Annotated in this window: 18 protein-coding genes; 3 read left to right on the top strand and 15 right to left on the bottom strand. The window is 37.5% G+C overall.

What is annotated here, in order from left to right:
• From AC6FXG_RS07585 to AC6FXG_RS07545, 9 genes are all read right to left on the bottom strand, one after another.
• The coding region (locus tag AC6FXG_RS07585) for an ABC transporter transmembrane domain-containing protein (protein ID WP_500572208.1) at positions 1-1,095 on the bottom strand (1,095 nt) is incomplete at its 3' end.
• Positions 1,096-1,245: 150 nt separating this feature from the next.
• Positions 1,246-1,626, bottom strand: a complete 381-nt coding sequence (locus AC6FXG_RS07580; protein WP_500572207.1) for a hypothetical protein — start codon at positions 1,624-1,626, stop codon at positions 1,246-1,248.
• A 48-nt stretch (positions 1,627-1,674) separates the two neighbouring features.
• Positions 1,675-3,276, bottom strand: a complete 1,602-nt coding sequence (locus tag AC6FXG_RS07575; protein WP_500572206.1) for an ATP-binding cassette domain-containing protein — start codon at positions 3,274-3,276, stop codon at positions 1,675-1,677.
• 258 nt (positions 3,277-3,534) lie between these two features.
• Positions 3,535-4,881: a M56 family metallopeptidase gene (locus tag AC6FXG_RS07570; protein WP_500572205.1), complete on the bottom strand. Its 1,347-nt coding sequence runs from the start codon at positions 4,879-4,881 to the stop codon at positions 3,535-3,537.
• A gap of 45 nt (positions 4,882-4,926) precedes the next feature.
• Complete coding sequence (locus AC6FXG_RS07565) at positions 4,927-5,295, bottom strand: BlaI/MecI/CopY family transcriptional regulator (protein ID WP_500572204.1); 369 nt, start codon at positions 5,293-5,295, stop codon at positions 4,927-4,929.
• Positions 5,296-5,526: 231 nt separating this feature from the next.
• Positions 5,527-7,074 (bottom strand): ATP-binding cassette domain-containing protein, encoded by a 1,548-nt coding sequence (locus AC6FXG_RS07560; protein ID WP_500572203.1) that lies wholly within the window; start codon positions 7,072-7,074, stop codon positions 5,527-5,529.
• Between the two features lie 121 nt (positions 7,075-7,195).
• Complete coding sequence (locus AC6FXG_RS07555; RefSeq protein ID WP_500572202.1) at positions 7,196-7,972, bottom strand: ABC transporter permease; 777 nt, start codon at positions 7,970-7,972, stop codon at positions 7,196-7,198.
• A 1-nt stretch (position 7,973) separates the two neighbouring features.
• Positions 7,974-8,765: an ABC transporter permease gene (locus AC6FXG_RS07550; protein WP_500572201.1), complete on the bottom strand. Its 792-nt coding sequence runs from the start codon at positions 8,763-8,765 to the stop codon at positions 7,974-7,976.
• Positions 8,746-9,630 carry an ATP-binding cassette domain-containing protein gene (locus tag AC6FXG_RS07545; RefSeq protein ID WP_500572200.1) on the bottom strand — a complete coding sequence of 295 codons (885 nt, stop codon included), beginning with the start codon at positions 9,628-9,630 and terminating at the stop codon, positions 8,746-8,748. Before AC6FXG_RS07545 ends, AC6FXG_RS07550 begins: the two co-directional genes overlap by 20 nt.
• A 538-nt stretch (positions 9,631-10,168) precedes the next feature.
• On the opposite strand from AC6FXG_RS07545, the gene AC6FXG_RS07540 reads away from it, so the two are divergent.
• The 3 genes from AC6FXG_RS07540 to AC6FXG_RS07530 all read left to right on the top strand — a co-directional run bounded on the left by AC6FXG_RS07540 (position 10,169) and on the right by AC6FXG_RS07530 (position 15,425).
• Positions 10,169-10,846 carry a phosphoribosylaminoimidazolesuccinocarboxamide synthase gene (locus tag AC6FXG_RS07540; protein ID WP_099951433.1) on the top strand — a complete coding sequence of 226 codons (678 nt, stop codon included), beginning with the start codon at positions 10,169-10,171 and terminating at the stop codon, positions 10,844-10,846.
• Positions 10,847-10,954: 108 nt separating this feature from the next.
• Positions 10,955-13,378, top strand: coding sequence for an S-layer homology domain-containing protein (locus AC6FXG_RS07535; protein WP_500572199.1), 2,424 nt, complete (start codon positions 10,955-10,957; stop codon positions 13,376-13,378).
• A gap of 103 nt (positions 13,379-13,481) precedes the next feature.
• Positions 13,482-15,425, top strand: a complete 1,944-nt coding sequence (locus AC6FXG_RS07530; RefSeq protein WP_500572198.1) for a YcdB/YcdC domain-containing protein — start codon at positions 13,482-13,484, stop codon at positions 15,423-15,425.
• Between the two features lie 52 nt (positions 15,426-15,477).
• Here the strand turns inward: AC6FXG_RS07530 and AC6FXG_RS07525 are convergent, their stop codons facing one another.
• From AC6FXG_RS07525 to AC6FXG_RS07500, 6 genes are all read right to left on the bottom strand, one after another.
• Positions 15,478-16,806, bottom strand: coding sequence for an ATP-binding protein (locus AC6FXG_RS07525; RefSeq protein WP_500572197.1), 1,329 nt, complete (start codon positions 16,804-16,806; stop codon positions 15,478-15,480).
• A 511-nt stretch (positions 16,807-17,317) separates the two neighbouring features.
• Positions 17,318-18,694 carry an MATE family efflux transporter gene (locus AC6FXG_RS07520; RefSeq protein WP_500572196.1) on the bottom strand — a complete coding sequence of 459 codons (1,377 nt, stop codon included), beginning with the start codon at positions 18,692-18,694 and terminating at the stop codon, positions 17,318-17,320.
• 242 nt (positions 18,695-18,936) lie between these two features.
• Complete coding sequence (locus AC6FXG_RS07515) at positions 18,937-19,785, bottom strand: transglutaminase domain-containing protein (protein WP_500572195.1); 849 nt, start codon at positions 19,783-19,785, stop codon at positions 18,937-18,939.
• Between the two features lie 970 nt (positions 19,786-20,755).
• A complete protein-coding gene (gene alaS / locus AC6FXG_RS07510; protein WP_500572194.1) occupies positions 20,756-23,383 on the bottom strand; it encodes an alanine--tRNA ligase in 2,628 nt (875 codons plus the stop codon).
• Complete coding sequence (locus AC6FXG_RS07505; protein WP_075574273.1) at positions 23,370-24,608, bottom strand: AI-2E family transporter; 1,239 nt, start codon at positions 24,606-24,608, stop codon at positions 23,370-23,372. The genes alaS and AC6FXG_RS07505 overlap by 14 nt, the downstream gene beginning before the upstream one ends.
• Positions 24,609-24,841: 233 nt before the next feature.
• Entirely contained in the window at positions 24,842-25,474 is a 633-nt protein-coding gene (locus tag AC6FXG_RS07500) for an HAD family hydrolase (RefSeq protein ID WP_500572193.1), read from the bottom strand.
• Positions 25,475-25,638: the final 164 nt, after the last annotated feature.

The raw sequence follows: 25,638 nt of genomic DNA, 5'->3' as shown, positions 1-25,638 counted from the left end.
CTTGCCGGACTCGCCGACTATGGCATAGGTCTTGCCCTTTTCAAAAGAAAAGTTAAGGTCCTCCAAAATGGTTCTTTCGCCAAAGGAATATCCATCAGACGTGAAAGTAAGTTCTTTAAAGACTGGTCCACCTACTAGCATGTGCTTGTAATCGGCCTTGGGTTCTTGGGCTTCCAAGAGATTTTTGTCCTTAGAAAGCAGGCTATCGGCGACTTTCTTTTTGCTCAAGAGGTCACCAATGTAAGTGATCGGCTCTGTCAAGGCACCGGCTATGGATAGGATTGCAACCAATTGCCCAACTGTCATTTGCCCCTTGGTTACATAAATAAGTGAGATTAAAACAGTTGCAAAAGGCATAATGTTGCTTACAAACATAAAGACGTCAGCGTAAATTGCAACTTGAACGGCGAGTTTCTTTGAAACGCCAAGTTTTTCATCCAAGATTTCCTTGTAGTCCTTGTAGAAATATTTTTCTTTCTTCAATTGCTTGACAGTTCTAGCCCCATCCATAGTTTCAATTATTTGTGAGTTTTCAAGGCCAGCAACCCTTTGCAAGTCCACGCTGTATTTGGCAATCTTTTTGGATGTCATATTGGAAATCAAAGCACCAACCACCACGCAGGCCAAGGCAAAGATAGTAACATAAAAATTATAATAACTAATAAGCCCTAAGGTTACAAAAAACTGGGTCGCCATAATAAACAACTTCACCGTAGACTGAGCATACATATCGGAGATTCTCTCCGTATCGCTGGTAATTACCGTAAGTACATCGCCAGATTTAAATTTGGCTATATCCTTGTAGTCGTGGTTAAAAAGATTTGAAAAAATCGTCCTTCTAATTTGGAATGATCCAGTCTGAACGATCATCCTCACATAATATTGGAAGGCAAAAGTAACCAAGAGAAAGACTGCCAAGAGGATAGTAAATTGCATGGACAAATCCCACACCAAATCCAACTCATTGCTGATAACAGCATCCACAATCTTTTGAATCATTGCCGCACTCAAAACAGCGCAAACGGCATTGATCATACCCAGAATAATGGTTAAAATCTGCTGCTTCCTAATTTCTGAAAAGTGTTTGTTAAACATAAGTCCCTCCTTTTGTTTTGTTCATTATAACATATAGATAGTGGGATTACATGAGTAAATACTGCAAAAAATAAATCCCTCCTATTGTTCTACTTTATTCTACCATATATATCAACTGCGTACATAAAAGAGGCTTAATCCTCCTTCCTGTCACTCTTCTAAGTCAACGATAATCTCATATCCAAATGTTCTGATTACTTGCTCTTGTTTTCCATCATAGTCTGCCATTGACATTTTAGCTTTTCTTACCTCTTCGCCATCTACTCCAAGGATGCTTACATCTTTTGTATCTGAGTACTCATCTTCAGGCCTTTCTTCTAAAATCTGCTTTGATCCAGGTCTTGCTTTGATCTTTTGTCCATCTAAATTAATTGAATCCATGCGACCAATAATATCATTAAAAGCTGCAAATTTAGCAGTTTTAGAAAAGTGTTTGTCATATATAGTGACTTTAAATACTAAAACTAAAACAAGGGCAATGACTATCGCTAGAAAAATTTTATTTATTTTATTTTCGCTTTTTTCCCACATTCTACTAACCTCCTTATTAAAAACGCCTAATCCTCCTATTACTTTATTTTATTTCATCTCTTTAATTTTATTTAAATCCAAGACCTTATTACATATATCAATGAAGTTTTCATCATGGGATATAATAATTATTATCTTGTCCTTAGCCAGAGTTTTTAATTCTTTTTTTAGAATTTCCCTTGTCTGATGATCTAAGGCCGATGTCGGTTCATCCATAAATAAAATATCAGATTTTTTTAGCAAAGATTTCATAATATTAATTTTTTGCTTTTGTCCACCAGATAGCATGGACTGTGAAACTATTTTCCCATTATCAAAGCTAGCAATATCAAACAATTCATACAGTCGTTCATATTCTTTTTCTGAAAATCCATCTAGACCCAATTCTATATTTTCTCTAATTGTCATCCTCTCTATGATAGGCTCTTGCTCAACATACGCTATAATATTTCTTCTAATATTTAATGTGTCTAAAGTATTTATATCTTTATTCTCATATAAAATTGACCCTGATCCTGGTTGAATTAACCCCAACATTATGGTAGTAAGAGTTGTTTTTCCTGTACCATTGGTTCCCTTGATTTGGTAAATATTTCCTTTTTCAAATTCATAATTTAAATTGTCAAATAGCTTTTCATCTTTTGCATAAGCAAAGTCTAGATTTTGAATTTTAATATTATCTATATCATTTAAATATTCTGTCCCATTTATATCTTTTTCTACCTTGCAAAATTTATCCATTCTTTCATAGTTAACCCTTACATCTCTATATTCCTTGTTAAAACCAAGCAGAGAATTTAGTGATGGCATTAAAATATTTAATAACATAGCAATTGATACAAATTCGCCCACGCTTATATTTCCATTGCCAATTAAATTTACCGACTGTACGCATATAAACAGAATTACAATTCTAATGACAAAGAATGATATATTATTAATTCCAATTGTGGCTTTTTCATTTTTATCTAGTACTCTCAAAAAATTGTCATTAGCCTTATTAAAAAGGGTTCCCAATTCATCATAAAGACTATTAACTTTTATTGAAAAGATGTTTTCGAGCATAGAAAACATTGACCTAAAATAATCCGACTGCCTATCCCTAAACTCAGCATGAATTTTGGTAAGATATTGTCTTAAGAGGAAATACATTAAAGACAAGGAGGCTATACCAATAAAAAGTATTACAAATAATCTTGGACTTAATTTAAATATATATGCTGATATAAAAGCTACTACAATGGTATTATTAATTGCATTTGTAGCTTTCCCACATATAAAATTTGTAATTTCCCAAGAATCGATGTTAATAGTCTGAATAATATTATTTGTAGATTTATTTGAAAAATATAATATATCTGACTTCTGTAGCAATGTTAAAACTTCATAGTTAACATCATGCATCATCTGATTATTTTTATAAGTTTTTATCCTGTCCCTAATTGCAATAAATACAATCGTAATAATACTAACCATAATAAGATATTTTATAATCTTGTTTAAATCTCCACCAGATATTATCGCGTCTGCAATCTTTCCAAAGAGTATATTAAAAGCTATTTGCGAAATCCCAATGGCAACAGTAAGAATAGTAATAGGGATTAGTACACCCAGATCTTTCTTTAATATCCCTCTAATAATCTTCTTCATAATAATCCCCCTCAGTCAAATAATGGTAGATAGTATCTTTAAGCTCATCTTTATTTATATGATTGGTCTTTTTAAGCTTGTCTATGTATTCCTTTTCTAACATTCCAAGAGGACCTTTATAGATTGGACCAAAAGCTAATAATCGTCTAATAGTGAAGTTTTTCAATCATTAATCCGTACATCGCACTCATTATATAAAATATATCTAATTTAGATATGATGCAAAAAACTATTATTCTCATAATGAGTATATGCTCTTTATATGTTTTTGTCAAGTTTTTTTGTGTAACTTTTGATTTGGATTTTATATTTAAGTTTATGAGATGAGGCGTTTTGTATTAATAGTTCATAGCTGAGCTTTGGTCTAGTCTCTACTTTAAGATTTACTGAATCACTAAAAATTTCTCTATATATAGTTTTGCCAGTTTCTTTTAAAATAAGATTATAGTCTGCTCCTTTTGCAGGATATACATCAGATATTTTAATAACGAGTCCATCATGATTAGTCCCTTTACAGGTGCTCATATCAAAAGAGTATGTCTTATATCCATATCCATCTATGCTTTCTGATTCGTCAACATTTGCAGATCTAAGTCCAGTTTGCTTAAATTCCTGAAGATTTAGGCTTTCATAGTCTTCATCACTTATGATACTAACAATTGAATCATTTGCAAATTCTGCTCCTGCTTTTTCTACAATTAGATTTACCTCTTCATCTGCAACTAGCTCTGTACAAATTGCTAGCGATAAAAATATAGCTAGTATAAGAACAAGCACACCGCTTATCTTTTCTTTCCAATTTTTTATAATTAGCATTCTTTCCATGGTCGGCCTAAATTCTATATTTTGATTGAATTCACTTGTTCCTAACCCTAAGAGCTTACCCATTGATAGGCAATATTCCTTTCGATTTTCTATATTGTCACCAAGTTTATTGACAACAAGTTTGTCGCATAGGATTTCTATGTCATTTTGTATATATCTGGATGATATCCAAATAAAGGGATTGTACCAATGCAAGCATAATGCTAAATTCTTTATATAAGAGAAAACTATATCGTATTTTTTTATATGGGTCATCTCATGATAAATTGTGTGTTTTAACAAGGCATCATCTTTTAAAATTTTCTCCTGTAAAATTATTTTCGGCTTAAATAGACCATAGGTTGCAGGCACTTTTACCTTATCATTTAAATATACTCTAACCTTTCTTTTTATATTAAAGCTCTTAATATAGCCTTCTATTCTTTTATCCCCAGCAAGTAAAACAGAATCTTTCATCAGCTTGTTTAGTTTTATAACTTGTTTTATCAGGTAAATTAAAAATATTATTCCTATAATAACCCTATAATATTTCCAAAGATATTCACTAAAGCTATTATTTATCGCCCACAGCATTTGATCGAAATTAAATAGAGCCTTAAAAAATATATTATCTTTAATGGGCTCAGGTATTCTTATCATAAGGGTAAAAGGTATAATTAAATAGACAATCATTATCGTCCACAATATTTTATTAGCTCTTTTTATGCTATTTAAATTTAATTTTTTTCTTATTAGCAGTATTAATGCTAATAAAAATATGGCTTTCAAACTTCTTTGCATGCCATTAGATTTAATTATGCTTAAAATCATTTAAAAATATAAACCTTAAAAATTGTCAAGCAGGTCTTTTATAGCTTGAGCTTCGTCCTCATCAATTCCTTTAGTCTTTAAAAATGTCTGAGCTACATTTAATAAAGAGCCTTGAAATAATTTTTCTATAGCGCTTTGTCTTTCGCTTTCTAAACCTTCTTCTCTGGTCACTATGGGTTTTAATGTGTATTTTGGATATCTTCTACTGATAGCACCCTTATCCAAAAGTCTGCTTAAAAATGTGTAGCATGATGTCTTTGCCATTCCATGTTTTTTATTAAGTTCTTTCCATAACTCTAAGGCTTGAATTTCTCCATTTTCATCCAGGCATTCGCCATCCCATAACATTTCCATTACCATTAATTCTCCATCTGAAAATTCCATTTGATTCCCTCCTTTTATTGTTTTTTCATCATGAGTATATAATATTTTTGAATTTTAATCAAGAACCGAATTTATTTTTCTTTTTAATTTTGCTCAACATAAAATTAACCGCTTGGCTTGCGGTAATTCAGTTATGTCCGCGATTCTCCTTGTGGGGTAAGGGTTTGCGGAACAAATATATACACAAAAAAATTGTGGGTTTTTAGGCCCACAAATTATTTTTTATATTTTTTACAGATTGATTTCTTTATTGGATATTTCTCCCGGCAGGTCGTCGTGGGAGATTATAAAGGTTATCCTTTTGTTTCTCTCTTCATTTACCCGGGCGTAGATTTCACGGGCCGACTTGTCGTCTATGTTTGATGTAATTTCGTCTAGGATCAAGACATCTGGGTCTCGGTAGATGGCTCTGGCGAAAGCTATTCTTTGTTTTTCTCCGCCAGATAGGTTGGCGACTGCCGGATTTATAATTGTATCCACAGTTTTGTTTGCAAAGATTGGGGCCAGGAGTTTTTCATTTTCAATTTTATTTCTCATTTGCCCTTGCTTATTTTTATCTATAATTATATTGTCCAAGATGCTTGCGTTATAAATCGAAGATTGCTGGCTGAGGTAGATTACCCTTTCTCTCAAGTCCTCATTGGCAAGATCCATCATGTCCACGCCGTTGTATTTGATAGTTTCGATTGGCCTAAACTTGGTCAGGTATTTTACCAGAGTCGACTTGCCAGTTCCGCTGTCACCCTTGACCCAAACTATGTCGCCCTTGTTGAAAGTCTCGTTAATATTTACTCTTCTTAAAAATTCTCCGGCACCAATGTGGTCTAGGTCGATTTCCATGTTTTGAACTGGGTCTAAACTCTTTTTGCCATTGGCTTCTGCCAGGCTTTTGACCTCGTCAATAAATCCTGTGGCAACTTTGTAGTCTCTCTTGTTTAAATTTGAAGAGACGATTGACGAAACGGCTGAGAAATAAACCGGGATAAGGAATATAACTATCATAATAACCCCTGCTTGGTATTCGCCCTTGGTCGCCATAAAGAGCATGTAGAGCATGATTATAGACCTGACGACTTCGTTAAAGCCGTGGATTATATAGCTGACGCTTTGGGCGTAGACATTTACATCTGCCATTGATTTAAAAATCTTGTGGACGTCGTCATCGATTAAATTTTCTATATAGGAAAACTTGGATAGCTGTTTGAAATCATCCACATTGTCTATAAAGGACAAGACCTTTTGCCAGCCGGCGCTCGTCTGTTCTTGCATGACCTTGGATTTTTCAAAGAGTTTTTTGTTTAGGGCCTTGTAACCCAAGATATTTATGGGGAGAACCACAGCCATGGCAAGGGCGATGACCCAATTTACCTTAAATAAAATGGCGAGAGCTCCCAAAATTATAATTATATTTGACCAAATATTTATGTAGTCTCCGGTCATAAATGAATAAGTCGAGTTGACGCTCATTATAATTCTTTCAAGGACGTTTAATGGGCCACGATTGGTGAGTTCATCATATTGCATCTTGTGGGCTTGGCCAAGAGAATTAAAAAAATTATTTTTGTTAAACTCCAGGGCAAATTTCTCCCTAACATAAATCAAAAGCACCCTAATCAAATATGAGGCCACAATAATTCCTGCCAGAGTGTAGATCATAGCGTTGTCAATGTTGATATTATTGGCCTTCCAGTATTGGATAAGGGCTGGCGGCACCAAAGTAATTACCGCACCAATAATTGCAATCAAAAGCATGGTTATAAAAAATTTTTTATATTTCATGTTTTCCTCCTTTTGTTTTATTGTTTTATCCTATTATATCATAAAAAAAAAAAAAAAAAAATAAAGCTACATTTAAATTCTGCAAAAAATTGTGGGCTCTTAGGCCCACAACTTTAAATCTCTATCCTCCTTGGACGGTTTTATTTTTACCAAACTTATAGAGGGCTTGGCAAACAATATACAAGATTATAATCCAAATTATTTGAATGACTAATCCCTTGCCGTAATTTTGGTCCATGGCCCCTGACAAAATCTTGCTTGGCAGGTAATAGATATAGGCGAAGGGCGAATAGAGGGAAAGTTTTTGAATTAAATCCGGAAAGAAATCGATTGGCATGAGTGACCCGCCTAGGATTGCAAAGATTTCAAAGATCAGGTCCCTCATGGTGATGGTCTTTTTCACCCAAAAACTCAAAAGCCCTATTAGCATTTGGACCAAGAATAAAATTACATAGCCGGCCAGGGCTGACAAAATTCCAAAAAATATGTGCCTGATCTGACCCTTGTAAAAAATTGTGTAGATCAAAACATAGGCGGCCATGGGCAGGGCTGATGTCGTGATAAAGATGCCGAGCTTTTCAAAAAATTTCATCAATATATAGTTGACCGGGCGCGATATCCAGATAATTATCTCCCCTGAGTTTATGCTGGTCCAAGTTTCATAGCAGATGTACATGGCCGGGGTAAAGACGAGTGTCAATATGGACAGGGCCAAAAAATACATCATTATGCTGGATAAGGTAAAGTCGCTAGCCAGCTGGTCAATGTTTGCAAAGCGCCAAAAGTAAAAGCTAATAGCAATTTGGATTCCAATCGAAAGGTAGGAAAATTTGTAATTGTGGGCGAAGGCCTTGCGTTCCAGCTTGCCCATTTTAAAAAGTCTCAAATATTTTTTCATCTTAATTACCTGCCCCCGAGTATAGGCTCATTGCTTTTTTAGAAAAAATCTTAAATAAAATTTTCATCAATACAAAGGACAAAAAGCTGACCAGCAAATAAATTTTGTAATCCACCCTTGCAAAGGCAATCTTGGTCGGAAGAGTGCTCATAAGTGCCAGAGGAATTATATAAATAAAAAACTTGTAAAGGCCCTTGGGGAAAATATCCGTGGGATAGGACTTGGCCTTTAAAAATGAAAAAGTTAAGTCTCTGATATAATAAATTTCTCCTAATTTAAATGCTAATAAAGAAAAAGAATTGTACATAAATTGCAAGGTCAGGGTCGCAAAAATTGATATTGTTAAAGCGACCAAGACCAAGTATGCAGACAAGCCATAGGTTATAAACGAATAAATGATAATGGCGAGGCCAAGACCAGCGTTAAGTAAAATATAAATAAAATTCATCCGACTAAGGACCAAAATCGCAAAGGGACTCAGGCCCTTGGTCATCATAACATCAAATTCGCCAGAGATAATCTTGTATTCCAAGTCTCTAAAGCCAAAAAATATTTCGCTAACAGCCAGGGACACCATATTAAAACCGACCATAAGGCTGATTTCCTCTACTCCCCATCCGACGAATTTAACTCCCATGCCCTTGATGGATAGCCAAAAGACCAGGGTCGACATGATGGAAATAAAAAAATCGAAAACGCTTAAAATCGCATCGCTTTTAAAAACGGTCTTTTCCTTTATATATAATATAAAATACCTGCGTAAAATTTTTAGCCTATGGCTGATAGTAGTCATACAAAATATCCTCCAAGTCTGGCTTAGAAAAAGTGTAGGAGCCTATGTCAAAATGAGCGGACAAAAACTCGCCCGCGGATTTAGCTTGGTCAGCAGGCAAAATATACTTGTATTCGCCTTGGATTTCTTCCACAAAAGATTCTTTTAGGTCGTCCAATTTGATTTGAGATGTCAAAACCACCTTCTCAGCCAACTTTTCCTTGAGCTCGGTCCGAGTCAGGTCGATTAGCTTGTGGCCCCTGTTGATTAAAATAATTTTATCGCAAAGCTTCTCCACGTCAGTCAGATCGTGGGTGGTGATTAAAATCGTCTTGCCCTCAGTCCGGATGCTGGATAAAATTTCACGGAAGGCGAGCTTGGCCTGGATGTCGAGGCCTAAGGTCGGCTCGTCATAAATAAGTAAATCAGGTTCGTGGATCAGGCTGGTCAAAATTTCGATCTTAATCCTCTGACCCAAGGACATGGTCCTAACGGGCTTGTCTAGTAAATCGCCTGCGGATAAAATCTCCACGTACTTGTCCAGGGTCCGCTGATAATCTTTGTCGGAAACATTGTAAATGTCCTTCATCAAAAGCAGAGACTCCTTGGCCTTTAGATTAAACCAGAGGGATGACCGGTTGCCAAACATAAGTCCATAGTGCTTGGACAAGTCCTTGATGTCGGTGCTGGGTTTATAGCCCATTACGTCTAGGTGGCCAGAGTCCGGCGTCAGTATGCCAGCAATCATCTTTATAATTGTGGACTTGCCAGCCCCGTTTGGCCCAATCAGACCAGCAATGGATGCTTGGCCGACATCAAAAGAAATATCCTCCACGCCCAGCTTGCCCTTGTATAATTTTGTAACCCCGTCAAAAGAAATAACCATAAAGCCTCCTTGTTGAATTTATTATAGCATAAGTGGGGGAAATGTAAAAATGTTTTATATAATTAAAATTGACAATCGGCCTTGTAGCGTCCGATTTATTTCGGACAAACCGATTGTCAGTTTTTTTGCATGCAGGCGTCAAATTTTTTTCATCTTTTGCGGACAAGTGCAATTATTTTTTCATCTTTTGATAACGATCGCAATTATTTTTTCAAATTTTCCGTGCATAAAAATCGAAAAAAATTCCCCATTCGTAATTCAAATCACAAAAAATATTATCAGATTGACAATCGGCCCTGTAGCGTCCACTTTATCGTGGACAAACCGATTGTCAATCTTTTGTGCATAAATGATAAGCGATAAATTTCTTGGCGACCATTTGCGTACGAGGCGGAAGTTGTAGAGGTTACCTTTATGGTAACCACCGCCTCGTGTGCAAGGATCGCCGCTACAGGAAATTGACTGCTTGGAAAAATTGCACAAAAATTTTCTTGCATTTTTCGGGCTTTAGTATTAAAATATAGGCGAGGTGATATTGATGAAGAAGTTATACACTGGCAAGACCAAAGATGTATATGAAATTGATGACAAGACTGTTCTTTTAAAGTTTAAGGACGACGTAACTGGCAAGGATGGAGTTTTTGATCCGGGCGAAAATCACGTTGGCCTAACTATGGAAGGCGCTGGCAAGAGTGCTGTTACTATGACAAAATATTTTTATGAAAAGTTAAACGCTATGGGCGTTAACACTCACTTTGTTTCAGCTGATATTGACAAGAACGAAGCCGTTGTTAGAAAGGCTAAGGTTTTTGGCAAGGGCGTTGAAGTTATCGTTCGCTACAGGGCTGTGGGTTCTTTCATTAGACGTTACGGTCTCTATGCTGAATCTGGCGATAAGCTTCCTACTTATGTTGAAATTACTTTGAAGGACGACGATAGAAACGATCCTCTCATTACAAAAGATGCTCTAGCAATTTTGGGCATTATGTCTAATGACGAATACGAAGAGCTTGTTAAGCTTGCTGCAAAGACTGGCGATTTTGTTAAGGAAGAGCTGGCCAAGAAGGGTCTTGAACTTTACGATATCAAGTTTGAATTTGGTATGGTCGATGGCAAGGTTGCCTTGATCGACGAAATTTCAGGCGGCAATATGCGCGCTTACAAGGACGGAGAATACGTTGAACCTTTGAAACTCGAAAAGATTTTCTTGGGTTAATATTACATTTATATTAAGTAGATAAGACTAGCGTTTACGGACGCTAGTTTTTGGTTATATATGTATTATAAATACGAATATGTATTATAAGATACGAGGAGGTATATTATGAGAAAAACTTTAAGCATTATGCTGGTTAGTTTGCTTGCTATTTTTGCTTTTATGTCAACCGACGTTAAGGCAAATGATATGGTAGATTACCTAGTAGAAAAGAAAATCGTTGAAGGTGATGGAAGTGGCGATTTGAAATTGGATTCACCTATCGACAGGGCTTCATTTGCAAAGATCGTTGTCTATGCAATTGACCAAGTCGAACTTGCAGAAAAATTAAAACCTGCTGCTCCTATTTTTAAGGATATGAAGGCTGGCGGCTGGGCAAATGGTTATGCCAATGTTGCAGCTACCAAGGAAATCGTAAATGGTTACCCAGGAAATCTATTTGCTCCAAATGATTTCGTTACTTACGAACAAGCTATCAAAATGCTAGCAGTTGTTGCAAATGGTGCTGACCTTCCAAAGGTTGAAAAGGCTCCTGGTCAAACTTGGGCTACTCCTTATATTGAAAAGGCTAGCGAACTTGGAATTTTAAAACACTTAAATGTTACAGACTACAAGGCAAATGCAAAACGCGAAGACGTTTTCAACATGCTTTATGAAGTTTTACAACTTAAAAATCCTACACCACAAGCTTTAAATATCAGAGCTATTGTTAGCGAACTTACAGATGAAGGCGCTAAGCTCCACATTTTAAATGCTGGCGATGCCAAAGACTTAAAAGTTGGCGACGAAGTTGCCTTTAAATTTGCCAAGGAAATCAATCCTGCAAATTATTTGGGCAAAGCTATTGACTTCAAATTTGAAGGAAGCGAAGTCAAGGAAGTCAAAGTTGCCAAGGAATACGAAACTCTAACCGGTTCATTTACTATTGGCAAGGACGGCAGCCTCTACATGAACGGCGAAAAACGCGGCTATGTTATCGACGAAAAAGAAAATGCCGAAGACAGGCTACTAAACATTGTTTACAATGGAAAGAATTATTCACTTGCAAACTTTAGAGCTGATGCAAATGACAAGGCCGACTTTGGTCAAGTTACTGTTCACAACTCAAAGGTTGTATTTATCAACGCTTTTAACTTCAAAGAAGCTACACCTGTAGTAGATTTCAAGGGCAGAGATATCTATGTTGTTAGAGATGAAAATCCTAAGCAAAGAAAGAAATTAAACCTAAGCGAAATTTGGGTTTATGACCGCAACGAACTTACAAAGGGAACTGACACTTCAATTTCTATTGACGACGTTCTCCACTTCTATGACAATGACAAGGTTGTCGTTACCAAGAAGACTCTAAGGGATGTTGAATTTAGAATTCAAAACGGCATTATTATGGTTGACGGCAAAGAATTCCCACTTGCTGACAAGGATGGATTTAGAGCTGTTCTAAACCTACAAGACAACACTTATGACACAGTTGTTCCTACCAAGATTAATTCTATGCCAACACTGCTTTCAATGGCAGGTCAAAAGAACACAATCGCTGTTGATATTTTTGGCAATGTTCAACTTATCAGGGGCGACCTCTCACAAAAAGAAGAGTTCATGATCGTTGATGCTTTGACAGCTAGCGAAGTTCGTCTAAAAGATATGACCAACCGCACTATCGAAGTTAAAGACAGCCTAGGCATGTCAATCAAAGATAGCAACAGAGTTATCAAACTTTCAGACTTAAATGTAAATGACCTAGTTTACGTTTTCTCAGACAAAGATGGCGTTAAAAAGATTGCTAAGGTTTCAACTCTAGGCGAATCAGCCAAAGTTGACAAGGCTGGAGACAATTTCAAGATTGACCTTGCTCCAAGTCGTGGACGTTTTGCCCTAATCAATGTTGATGGCAAGACCTATGAACTCAGCAAAGACAGCTTTGTCCTAATTAAATCAGGCAACACTTACAAGTTTACAGACCTAGACTTTGTAAGCAAATACGCCAACAAGGACAAAGACCTAATGGCATCAATCGTTACAACTGCTGATTTCGAAGCAGCAAACACAGGAGTTAAGCTCCCACTATCAGCTCGTGATGATTTAATCTACGCTATCCTCTTTGACAACTTTGAAGAAACTCAAACTGTTAAAGAAGAAGTTGTTGTAAAAATGACAAACGGCTTTGACCAAAAGCTAGACAAGGCAATTATTGCTGAAGACATTAACGGCAATGCTGTTTCTTATGAAATTTTCAAAAACGCTAATATCGAAATGTTAAATCCAAACGACATCGTAAAGCTTTCACTTGGCGAAGATGGCAAGGTCGTAAAGGCTGAAAAGGCAATTACTCCAGATATGAGAGTTTACCTGATCAAATCTGTTTCAGAAAAAGACGGCATTACAACTGTTGAATTCACACGCGAAGAAACAAATGAAGAATTTACAAAAGTCTTGGCAAGAGATGCAAAAGTATTTGGTCGCCTCGAAGAAGGTGCCAAGATGCGTATGATGGTCGTAAACGACGACATCGCAGTTCTTGAAATCGTAAAATAAATCTAAGATAAAAAATATAAACGGGGCGAAATTTTAGGCCAGCTTTTCTGGCCTAGCCTCATTTTTTTGTCAGAAAAATTAAAACGCTTTAAAGGAGGAAATTATGAAAAAACTATTAGCCATAGCTCTAGCCAGCCTCATGGTCTTTAGCCTCATGATACCGGTCAAGGCTGCCAAAGAGGACTCGGCCAAGCTGGAAGAGTTAATGAAATTTACAAAAAAAATATTTTCTATCGCCAATGACTTTGACGATATATCGACAAGTGTAAAGGATGATTCCTATTCCATCGTTTGGGCTTACAAGGACGAGAAAAAATCCGAACGAGTCCGGGTTCAATACGACAAAAAGGGAAATCTCATAGACTTTTATAATTATATGAACACTGACGCCAAGACCAAGTCAGTCATAAATAGAACTGACGCGGAAAAACTGGCCACAAAAACCCTAAAGGCTCTTTATCCAAAGAAGGCCTACGATTTTTACCTGACTGACATCCAAGCGACTGGCGAGACTTTTACTTGTGAATTTGGCTACAAGTACAAGGACACTCCGATTTACATGGCCAAGATCTATGTGGAAGTCAACAGGAAAAACGGAAAAATCCGATCGGTCTACAGTCAGTCTCTGGGCCGCTTAGTAAATGATATTGACTTCAAGGACCTTGACTTTAAAAACCCTGCAGACAAGGCCTATGAAAAAATGTTGGAGGCAAATCCCCTTTATCTTTTCTTGGAAAGAAACGACGAAGACAAACTTTATCCTTACTACAGCTTTTTAAATACGACTCCAATTGTCGACGCAAATACTCTGGAACTTTTGGATATGCCAATGTACTTTGGCTATGGGGCAGCGGAAGGTGCAAAAGACATGAATGCTATGGATTCCCTTAACAAGGAAGAGGTTAAAGAGCTGGACAAAGTTAAAAATTTAAAATCCAAAGACCAGGCCATCAAAAAAGCCCAGGACTTCTTCAATATAAAATACGACAAGACCAAGTACCTGAACCTTTGGAAAAATGCTATATCAGATAAATATGAATACAATATCGAATTTGATACGGGCAAAGACTCCAAGGAATATATTTCCGCTGGCATCCGTGCAAACGATTTGTTGCCTCTAAGCTACCACAGAAATGTATACGAGGAGCCAGGCAAGTCAGCAAAAGTCGACAGCAAAAAAGCCGCAGATATTATTGAAAAGTTCAACAAAAAACTGGGATTAAATTATGACATGCTTATAGAAAACACAAGCGACTACAATGTCAGCCGTGAATACTACAAGAAACGTGACGAATACTATTTGAAGAACGAAAACTATACCCTCATGGCAAATGATAAGTTCCTGACCGACTACACTTTGAATTTGTCCAAGGACGACACGACTGCCCCTTACACCAAGAAAAAGATTGACCAAAAGGCAGCCGAAGCCGATATCAAGGACAAGGGCAAATGGCAAAAGGTCATATATGTAGAAACATATAGGGACGACGACCAAGGTCCAAACAACAAGGTCAAAGGCATCAAGGCAGCCTACGCTTTTATGGAAAAAATAAATCCATACGACGCAGTTACCGGAGACTTTAAGACTTACGAATACAAGAAACCTTTGAACGAGCCCAGTGGAGATGTGCCTAAAGACTTGGTCGACATCATCGACGCAGGTTTTGGGGTTGCCAGCGAAAAATCCTACGACGACTACTTCGATTACAAGGATTTGCTCTTAAATATCTATAAGCTCGCCAATGACTTTGTGCCTGACCTTGATAAAACCTTGGAAGACCTGGCCTTCACCAAGGTCTTTGACGAGAAAAAATTGGATGCAAATATACCATCAGGCGAAATCTTTAGGGCCTATTACAAGGCAAAACTAGATTTATCCGATGAGCTCGACCCATCCTACTTTGCAAAGACAAATGAAGACGCAAAGTTTGCTTCATATCTGCAAATCGCCCGAGCATCCAAAATCATCGATAAATCTTACAAGGCCACCGACAAAATCAAAGTCAAAGATGCATTAAAAATAATCTCAAAAATATATTTCAAATAAAAAAATAAAAGGAGGCGGAAAATAAAAACCGCCTCCTTTTTTGTGAAATTTGCTATAGAAATTGTGCCATATAAAATGGAATTTTAATAATATTTCCATCCTTCCTATAATCCTTGGTGTGAATTATATATTCTTTACCAATCCTATCTGAATATTTTTTTGAAAATTCATCCAGGGATCGGTGGGACCGATAATTTGACGACTTTACTTCTATAGGATTTATTTTATTTTTATCGGTCAAAAGAAAATCTACTTCAAAAGTTCGTTTTTGGTCTTTGTCATAATAGGAATTAAAATAAAGCTTATGCCTATTAAAAGCCAGGGTCTGGGCAATAACATTTTCGTAAACCATTCCCAAATTTTTTGATAAATTATTTGCCAAAAGTTTTTTATAAATAAGATTTTCTGTGAAATCCTTATCCTTAAACATAAGACTTACCATAAGGCCCGTATCTGCTAGGTAGATTTTAAACTTATCCAAATTTAAATTGCTGGACAGGCCTACATTTGGATCGTCAGCATTGTAGGCAAAGAGGACAGTTTTTGAGGCCTTAAGCTCAGCCAATTCCTCCATAATTGAACTGGCCCTATGGTTGTTAAGGACGCTTGATACCTGGTATCTAGAGGAATTTCTGGCGAGTTCAGCTGGTATGGACTCAAACAAAAGCGATATCTTACCTGTTGGATCAATCTTATAAAAATCCTCCAGATACAAATTCAAAATATCCCTTTTTACATCATCAACAATCCTAAAATTATTTTCTTCTACATAAGCCTTAACGGCCTGGGGCATTCCGCCCACCAAGATATAAAGCCTAAATTTTTTCATCATATTATGGTTTTGATCATCTCCCAAAGAAATCCCCTGGTCAAAGGCCTGCTTTAAGAGATTGTTGGTAGTCTCATCTCCAATGGCCCACAAAAATTCCTCAAAATCCATGGGAAACATTTCAATCCGCCTCTCCTCGCTAGGAATCAAAATATCCTGAACATTTTTCTTAATAGAAATCAAAGACCCCGTCTCAATGTAATCGTAACGTCCGTCTGCAACTAGTCTTTTAACAGCCTGTCTGGCCAAAGAATTAAATTGAACCTCATCAAAAATTATCAGAGAATCTCTCTCGTGCAAGTCTACACCATATTGCAATTGCAGTTGTAGAAAAAAATAATCCAAATCATGCAAATCATCAAACAAATCCTTGATAGCCTTTGGAGCAAAAGCAAAATCAATTAAAATATAAGACCTATATTCATTTTTTGCAAATTCTTCTACGATTGTGGACTTGCCAACCCGTCTGGCCCCCTCTACCAAGAGGGCAGTCTTGCCATTAGAGTTTGTTTTCCATTCCATCAGGTCTTTATAGATTTTTCTCTTAAACATGCGCCCTTCACCTCCATATACTAGAAAAAAACAAATCCGCACTTCATTTACCTACATTATACCACAAATCCGCATTATAATATAGGTCGTTTTACCACAAATCCGCATTATAATATGGCCCGTTTTACCACAAATCCACATTATAATTCTGTAATTTGCTGTCTAATTTGCGATATTCTTGGGAAATTGAATCGGTTTGTCTACCATAAAGGTAGACGCTACATGACCGATTCAATTTCCCCCTACGAATCTTATCAAATTTTCCTGCGAAATAACATTGTACATAAGAGTCTTTCACTCCACCATAATTTTGCTCTATGTTCTTTCCAAAAATTTCGCATTATAAAACCCCCAGGCATATTTTTTCCTGGGGGTGTTTTAAATTACCAATAATCTTCACTCATAATTCGCTCTGCGGGTAGCGGCGATCCTGAAATGGTCGCCATTCCACAAGCCTGATCCTCCTTGTGGGGTGAAGGTTTGTGGGTCATGCATACACAAATGTTTTTACCTAGTCTTCTCCATCCCAAGCTTCTTTTTGGTCCATCATTTGGAAAACTTTTTTGGCTAAAATTATGGCTAGTACAAATGATAAAAAGTCCGATATTGGTCCTGTGTAGACCAGGCCCATTATGCCAAAGAATTTTGGAAGTATTAGTGCCAATGGGATAAAAAATATTACCTGCCTGGTCAGGGACAAGAAGGCCCCCCACTTGGCTTCTCCAATTGAGGTTAAGAGATTTGTCGTGATAGGTTGGATTGGTATTAAAAAGGTCATCATTAGATTTATCCTAAAATAATATCTGCCGAATTTAAAATATTCTTCGCTGCCGTCTCCAAATAAATGTAAAATTTGATTTGGGGCAAATTGGAAGAGCAAAAATGCAAGAGTAAGGATCCCCATTGCCCACTTGGCACTTGTGAGATATGCTTCCTTTACCCTCTTATAGTTGCCGGCCCCGTAATTGTAAGACACAATTGGCTGCATGCCTTGGGAGATTCCAAGGGCAAAGGCAAAAAATATCATAAAGACCTTCATGCAAATTCCCACAACTGCAAGTGGAATTACAGGGCCAAATTCACTTTGGGCTCCGTAGTGGACCATGGAGTTGTTCATAATTATTTGCACGAAGAGCATGGAAACTTGGTTTATAAAGGGTGCAATGCCCAGCTTTAAAATATTTGCCATATAGTCCGGCCTAAATTTAAAATCATCTTTTGTTAAATCGACCGATTTAAAGTGGCGACTGTAGGAAATTACCATAAGGGCCGAGAGGACTTGGCCAATAACGGTTGCCCAAGCGGCTCCAGCCATACCCAAATCCAAGGCAAAGATAAAAATTGGATCCAAGATTATATTTGCAATGCAGCCCACAAGAATGGCATACATAGAATACTTTGGCGATCCGTCCGCCCTGATTAGGGCCGTGCCTGCATTAGTCAGGATTAAAAATAAAAATCCGTAGGAAGTTATGTCCGTATAGGTCTTGGCGTACTCATAATTTTCTGCTGTCGCCCCAAAAATTGTTAATAGAGTTGGCAAAAAAATTTTTACTAGAACAGTTAATAATAATCCTGAAATTATAATCATCAAAAAGCCAGACCCCATATACTTGCCTGCCTCTTCTTCTTTTTTCTCGCCCAAAGATAAATTAAATCTGGCCGCAGCCCCAATGCCAATCAAAAGCGACAGTCCAATGCACATGGTGGTTAAAGGAAAGGACACATTGGTCGCAGAATTTCCCACAACACCTACGCTGTTTCCTATGTAAATCTGATCGACGATATTATAAAAAGCCCCCACAATCATTGCAATGACAGATGGCAGAGCAAATTTAAAGAGCAGCTTTGAAATTGGCTCCGTGGCCAAAACATTTTCTTTTTTCATATTCGCCTCCGTGTAAGTATTATAGGAAGTATTATAACACAATTAGATCTTTTAAAAAAGTCATGTCCGCCTTTATATTTGCAGGATAAAAAAGATTATCCACACAGAGGCTCTGGCAAATTATTATCTAAAAAATCTTTATAATCTTTTCTATACTTTTATACTCAGCACATATTGTACAAGCAAAAATTTCCAACAAAAAAAGATGGCCGCTGCCATCTTTTGATTTACATTATTTGTTTTTATTTCAATGCTAGGTAGGTATTTCCTAGAGTATGGTTAAAGGCTGCTTGATTTAATTTAGCATCCATTTGATTTAACTCGTTAAAGTTAAGGTTAAAGTAGAGTTTTTCTTGATTTAGATAATCGTTCCAAGTTGTATCAAAGTGTCTCCATTCGCCATTAATCTTGACTACGTTCCAAGCGTGGATGTCATTGCTGACGACCTTGGATTCAAGGCCAGCGAGCTTTGCCATTAGGTCAAATAGTTCTGCATATCCGCTGCAAAGAGCTGTGTTCATTTCGTAGGCAGCTGGCCAAGTATTTTGCCAATAGCCAGATGGCGATTGCAACTTATAAACGTCTTGGGTTAATCCCACTTCGTTGTAGGTCAGCTTGTCAATTATAAAGCGATTAATTTTTTCTAGCTTTTGTAGGTCGGTTAAACCCTGTCCCCAAGAATTGATGACTGCTTGCATTTCTTTTTTGTAGCCCCTGGTTTGATTTTGCAGGGCCTTGGTCTTTTCTTCATCGTGAGGAGAGTGGAAGCAGTAGTAATAGTTTCCATTTTCTTCCCTAATGCTGTATGTTTTAAAGAGACCAGCTGAATCAACTTGGTTTAAATTTTCCTTAAGGCATTCAGCTATTTCTTTTTTATCTTTTTTATCTAGACTTACACAATGCATGTTGTCCTTTGATCCTATATAATACTTTTCAACATAAACGCCTTCAGGTTTGCCCTTTATATTGTATTCAACACCACACTCAACCTTGCCAGCCTTGGCTGTGTAATCTTTTATTACATTTTTATATGCAGTTTGACTAAAACTTAATAATATCGATGCATATAATAATACAAATTTGCCTAACATCCTTAACTCCTCCTTACTTAAACACTATATATTGTGCTTACCCTTTCTTTAGTTATTACTTTATTTCTTATAATATATATGTCGTCTGAATTTTGTAGTTATTGTTCATATTTTTTAGAAAATCCTTGTAAAGCTTTATTTATAGCTCTTTTATTAGTTTAATCTTACCCTTTTATTCTGGTAAAGTCAAACGATTTTTCTAATTTTTTCTTTAAAAAATTATATTTTCTATGGATAATCTCCTAACATTTGTCCCTAGATTAATTTTTTAGTAAGGAGATAATTAAGAACTAATTCTAGATATAGTACTATATATTGTGGTGAGTTTTTTAAAAAATACTTTCCTTTTATCTTAAAATACGGGATCCATTTCCCGATTTAGACTTGGTTTTTCTTCAAGTTTTCTTTAATATTTGATTTTTATTTCAAAAATCCTCTTGATTTTATGTAAATATAAATAGTTTTTAAGATTATCCTATGTTTTTGCCTAAAAATAAAATCATGTTAGCAGTTGAATAAATATTCGCCTAACATTTATTTTCCCAATAAAAAAGAGCCAGGGGATCCTGACTCTTGCCTATATATATTAAATTCAAAAAAACGAGGCGGTTTTTATTTTCCGCCTCCTTTTTTAATTGACCTCTTGGGCGTGGGTGCAAGAGGACGGTAATTACTACAAAAATATTCATAGGTTAAATAGATTCGATTTTAGATCGCTCTGCGGCTGTAGGGGCGACTTTATGTCGCCCAAAAGTCTAGCTCGAACATACATAAATTTTATTTTCTTAGGCAACATTTGCGGGAGTGAGCATACGCCAATCGGTCAATTTTTATCCGAGGCGGTGGTCACCATAAAGGTGACCGCTACAATTTTCCGCCTCGGTTTTAATTGACTTCGGTCGATTTTTCATACAAAAAAGGAGGCGTTTTTTATTTTCCGCCTCCTTTGTTTTTATATATTAAATTCTATTTATAAATAAGATGTGATGTCATCAAAGACGGATGATAATTTTTCTGTGTCCTTGGCGCCTGCCATGGCCATGTCTGGCTTACCGCCACCATTGCCGCTCAGGGCTTGGGCGATTTTCTTGACGATTTGTCCAGAATTTACCCCTTCCTTGACTAGCTTTTGAGTTGTTGAGACGAGGAGGTTGACCTTGTCGCCGTTTTTTGCGCCGAGGATTACCAGGATGTCGTCAAACTTGCCCTTCATTTCGTCGGAAATGCTTCTGAGCTCATTGGCATCCACATCTTCAAATGTTTCAGCAAGGAGTCTGTGGCCCTTGTAGTCGACAATCTTGGATTCCAAATCGCCTGCAGCTCCAGCTAAGAGCTCTGCCTTTAGGCTTTCAACTTCTTTTTTAAGTTCGCGATTTTCTCCGACCAGGTCTTCGGTCTTTTGCAAGATATCTGTAGGATTTGCCTTTAGCTTGCCTGCTATATCTTCGATTAGTTTTTCATTATTCAAGACATACTCATAGGCTGCGTGGCCTGTGATGGCCTCGATCCTGCGAACGCCTGCAGCTGTGCCCGTTTCCATTACGATTTTGAAGAGGCCGATTTCGGATGTATTTTTAACGTGGGTGCCTCCGCAGAGTTCCATAGAAAACTTGCCCATCTTTAAAACACGGACGATTTCCCCATACTTAGATTCAAAGAGACCCATAACGCCTTCTTCTTTGGCTTCCTTAAGAGATTTTTCTTCAGTTACAACTGGGATTGCTTCCAAGACTTTTTCGTTTACAATTCTTTCGACCTTGGCAATTTCTTCCTCAGTCATGGCTTGGTAATGGCTAAAGTCAAAACGCAAGCGGTCAGCTTCTACCAGTGATCCAGCTTGGTGGACGTGAGTGCCCAAGACTTGACGAAGGGCTGCGTGCAGCAAGTGGGTGGCAGAGTGGTTGCGTCTGATGTCTTCCCTGCGGAAATTGTCGATCTTTGCGAAGACCTTGTCTCCTACCTTGGCTGAACCTTCAGTAACTTTGACGCTGTGGAGGAAGAGGCCGCCCTTGGTCTTTTGTGTGTCTATAACGTCCATGGCAAAACCATCGCCTGTAATAGTACCCACATCGCCAACTTGGCCCCCGCTTTCCCCGTAGAAAGGAGTGTTTGCAAGGACAAGAAGTGCCTTGTCGCCAGATTTAATGGAGTCGACTTTTTTGTCATCCATAAAGATATTTGTAATCTCTGTATCGCCTTCAACTTCACTGTAACCAGAGAAATCGTTTGACAGGCCTTTGAAGATTTCGTCGTTACCATCCTTCTTCCAACCTGAGTCGGACTTGTCGATGGCTTCGCGTGCCCGAGTTTTTTGCTCTTCCATGGCGGTGTCGAATTCTTCCTTATTATAAGTTAATTTATTTTCGCTTAAAATTTCCTCAGTAATTTCAGCTGGGAAACCGTAAGTGTCGTAGAGTTCAAAGACGTCTGCCCCTGACATTTCAGTTTTATTTTGAGCTTTTAGGTCTTTCATCTTGGCATCTAGAAGTTCTGAGCCTGTAAAGATTGTGCGTTTAAATCTTTCTTCTTCAGTTTGGACAACTTCCAGGATAATTCTCCTGTTTTCGTCGAGTTCTGGATATGCTTCCTTCCAGTCATCGATGAATTTGTTGATAATTTCAACCAAGAACATATCCTTGATGCCAAGGAGCATGCCGTGTCTTACCGCCCTTCTCATAAGTTTGCGCAAGACATAGCCGCGGCCTTCGTTTGAAGGAACAACCCCGTCTGAGATGAGGAAGGTCATGGCCCTGGTATGGTCAGCGATGATCCTCATTGAGGTGTTGATCTTTTCTTCGACATCGTATTTTTTGCCCGACAGCCTTTCAACTTCGGTGATAATCTTTCTAATAGTAGAAATATCGTAGACTGATTCTACATTTTCCATTACGCAGGCAATTCTTTCAAGGCCCATGCCCGTATCGATATTTGGATTTGGGAGGGGATTGTAATTGCCATTAGCGTCCTTGTCAAATTGGGTGAAGACCAGGTTCCAAACTTCTAGAAAACGGTCACAGTCGCAGCCAGGTTTGCAGTTTGGATCTCCGCAACCAAATTCCACGCCCTTGTCGTAGTGGATTTCAGAGCAGGGACCGCTGGGTCCAACTTCTAGCTCCCAGAAGTTGTCTTCCTTGCCCAAGCGGACAATGCGTTCTTCCGGGATTCCGACCTTGTCCTTCCAAATGTTGAAAGCCTGGTCGTCGTCCTTGTAAACGCTAACCCAAAGTCTGTCCTTGTCAAGGCCCATAACCTCAGTCAAAAATTCCCAGGCCCAAGTGATGGCTTCTTCTTTGAAGTAATCGCCAAAGGAGAAGTTGCCCAACATTTCAAAAAATGTAAGGTGCCTGAGGGTCTTTCCAACGTTATCTATATCGCCAGTGCGAACGCACTTTTGCGAAGTGGTCATCCGTGAAGCTGGCGGTGTGGCCTCCTTGGTAAAATATTTTTTAAGTGGAGCCATACCAGCCCCGATCAATAATAAGCTCTTGTCGTCTTTTGGTATTAGTGAATATGATGGATGAACGAGATGGCCCTTGGATTCAAAAAATTTTAAAAATCTGCGTCTTATCTCGTGCATACCAATTTTATTTTCTGTCATTTTCTATCCTCGATTCTTCTTTAATTTTATTTTTCCTATAATCCTTGTATTCGTTGTAAACAACCTGGCCAATAATCACAATCGGCAGGGCAAAGATCATGCCCACAAAACCGAAGAGGAAGCCCCCAATCAGTATTGCTATAAGCACTGTAAAGGGGTGCATGCCCAAAGTGTCTGCAAAAATCTTTGGCATAATAATGTTGTTTTGTAGCCAGTTAGAAACTGGGAATATAATTATAACAGCCAGCGCCTTGGCAGGGCTGTCTATAATGGCAAATATAAAGGCTGGTATAAATCCAACCAGGGGTCCAATATAGGGAATAATATCCGCAAACATGGAGATAATCCCGATTACAAAGGCAAAGTCTACTCCAGCTATGGTTAAGAAAATGCTAATCATAATCCCTAGGGCCAGGCAAGACAGGAGTTTACCCTTTACATAATTGCCGACCTGTTTATCGATCTTGGATAAGACTTGCAGGGTCTTTTCCTTGCGTTTTTCTGGAATCAAAGCCTTGGCCTTTGCCACAAACAATTCCTTGTCCTTCAAAAGATAAAAGACAAATAGAGGAATCAAAACGATCATCAGGGTCTTGGAAACAGTTGTCTTAACCCCAGACAAAACTCCTCCCATGTTCTTCCTGGCCGTTTGAATCATATTTTGTATAAATTCTCCCCAATCAACCGTCTTGATATCAAAAAGCTCCTTGCCAGCAATTTTGACAGACAAGTCATTTACCAGCTGTTGGGCTTGGTTTACATATGAAGGTAGGTTATTTATAAGCTTTTTAAATTCTTGGACCGTCTTTGGCAAAATTGTAAGAGAAAAAATTACCAAGATAACCAAAACTATCAGATAAATAGCAGCAATAGCCCGGGTCCTATTCATATATTTTCTCTTCTCCAAGCGCCTAACCGCCGGATTTAATACATAGGCTATGATGAGCGATGCAATAAAGGTGTTAAATAAATACCTAAGGCTCGCATTGGTCTTTAAAATCAAATAAAAAATAAAAACTGCCAGGGCAATTAAAAACCATTTAAAAACCTTTTTTGTCGAGACCCTAATCTGCTTATCCTCATCAACGTGCTTGTTGGCAATCTGTATCAGATAATACAAACTTGTCAGCATCAAAATACCAAGGATAATCCAAATCGCCCTTTGGACCACAACGTCAAAGGTGAGTTTGTTAAGAGATTCTCTTATCAAATCCAAAGCGTCCATAACCGTTACCTCCTTAAACTCAATATATAGGTAAATTATACTCCATAAAAGGCTTTCCGTCAACAAAAAACCAATTGTCAATCGCATTTTGCCTTGCATTTAGTAAAAAAATTAGTAAAATAATTTACAAAAAATAAATCAAAAATAGTTTTAAAAATAAATCACAAAAATTTCCCAAAATTTTTCTCACAAAAAAATTGTGGTCGGTCCCACAATTTAAATTAAAATTAATTTTACTTTTCCAAGAGCTTTAAAATATCAGCCGGCTCCTTTAAAAGAATTTTATCGTGCTTTAAATATTCGTCCGTCCCCCACTCACATGCTCCGTAGGCTATGCCAGCGTCGATTGCAGCCAGGTGGTCGCTAAGGGCGTTTCCTATATAAATGGTCTGGTCGGGGTCTAAATTATTTTCTTTCATCAAAAGGACCAGCATGTCGCCACTGGGCTTGGGATTTTCGACATCGTCCTTGCAAACAAAAGTATCAAAAAATTTATCCATGCCATTTTGGTCCAAGACAATATGGCTTCCAGTTCGGTCCCGGTTGGTAGCAAAGCCCATAAAATTCGCCTTACTCTTAAGCTCTGTCAAGACCTGGTCCATGCCAGCGAACATTCCAATCCCGTGGGCCAGCTCGTCAAAATGCGCAAAAAGCTCACCCATATTCTCTGCATTTGCCTCGATTTTAAGGGCCGCCAAGACATCTATTACAGGCAAGTGAAGGGTAATAGCCTTCTCCTCTGCAGTCAAAGGCCGGCCGATCTTTTTCATAGTCATCCGCTCAAAGGCCTCAATGGTAGCAAAACGCGAATCCAAAATCGTCCCGTCTATATCAAAAATAAAATTCTTAAAAAATCTCTGGTCCATAAAAACTCCAAAATAAAAATTTCAGTAAAAATAAATTAACTGTAAAAAAATATTCTAAAAACATTCTATATGCTCTAATTATAGCTAAGTATAATAATGAATAAGTAAAAAAATTACAATTTAAGATAAAATATTCCTCTAATAAAAATTATAATTTAAAATGG

The sequence above is a fragment of the Ezakiella massiliensis genome (genome assembly GCF_059862345.1).
This window is presented reverse-complemented; position numbering and strand designations above follow the sequence as displayed.

Coding starts and splice junctions, on each gene's coding strand:
- AC6FXG_RS07550 (WP_500572201.1), bottom strand. CDS start 8,765: ATGACTACTATCAGCCATAGGCTAAAAATTTTACGCAGGTATTTTATA.
- AC6FXG_RS07505 (WP_075574273.1), bottom strand. CDS start 24,608: ATGGACGCTTTGGATTTGATAAGAGAATCTCTTAACAAACTCACCTTT.
- AC6FXG_RS07525 (WP_500572197.1), bottom strand. CDS start 16,806: ATGTTTAAGAGAAAAATCTATAAAGACCTGATGGAATGGAAAACAAAC.
- AC6FXG_RS07560 (WP_500572203.1), bottom strand. CDS start 7,074: ATGAAATATAAAAAATTTTTTATAACCATGCTTTTGATTGCAATTATT.
- AC6FXG_RS07520 (WP_500572196.1), bottom strand. CDS start 18,694: ATGAAAAAAGAAAATGTTTTGGCCACGGAGCCAATTTCAAAGCTGCTC.
- AC6FXG_RS07500 (WP_500572193.1), bottom strand. CDS start 25,474: ATGGACCAGAGATTTTTTAAGAATTTTATTTTTGATATAGACGGGACG.
- AC6FXG_RS07580 (WP_500572207.1), bottom strand. CDS start 1,626: ATGTGGGAAAAAAGCGAAAATAAAATAAATAAAATTTTTCTAGCGATA.
- AC6FXG_RS07540 (WP_099951433.1), top strand. CDS start 10,169: ATGAAGAAGTTATACACTGGCAAGACCAAAGATGTATATGAAATTGAT.
- AC6FXG_RS07535 (WP_500572199.1), top strand. CDS start 10,955: ATGAGAAAAACTTTAAGCATTATGCTGGTTAGTTTGCTTGCTATTTTT.
- AC6FXG_RS07565 (WP_500572204.1), bottom strand. CDS start 5,295: ATGGAATTTTCAGATGGAGAATTAATGGTAATGGAAATGTTATGGGAT.
- AC6FXG_RS07530 (WP_500572198.1), top strand. CDS start 13,482: ATGAAAAAACTATTAGCCATAGCTCTAGCCAGCCTCATGGTCTTTAGC.
- AC6FXG_RS07515 (WP_500572195.1), bottom strand. CDS start 19,785: ATGTTAGGCAAATTTGTATTATTATATGCATCGATATTATTAAGTTTT.
- alaS (WP_500572194.1), bottom strand. CDS start 23,383: ATGACAGAAAATAAAATTGGTATGCACGAGATAAGACGCAGATTTTTA.
- AC6FXG_RS07545 (WP_500572200.1), bottom strand. CDS start 9,630: ATGGTTATTTCTTTTGACGGGGTTACAAAATTATACAAGGGCAAGCTG.
- AC6FXG_RS07570 (WP_500572205.1), bottom strand. CDS start 4,881: ATGCAAAGAAGTTTGAAAGCCATATTTTTATTAGCATTAATACTGCTA.
- AC6FXG_RS07555 (WP_500572202.1), bottom strand. CDS start 7,972: ATGAAAAAATATTTGAGACTTTTTAAAATGGGCAAGCTGGAACGCAAG.
- AC6FXG_RS07575 (WP_500572206.1), bottom strand. CDS start 3,276: ATGAAGAAGATTATTAGAGGGATATTAAAGAAAGATCTGGGTGTACTA.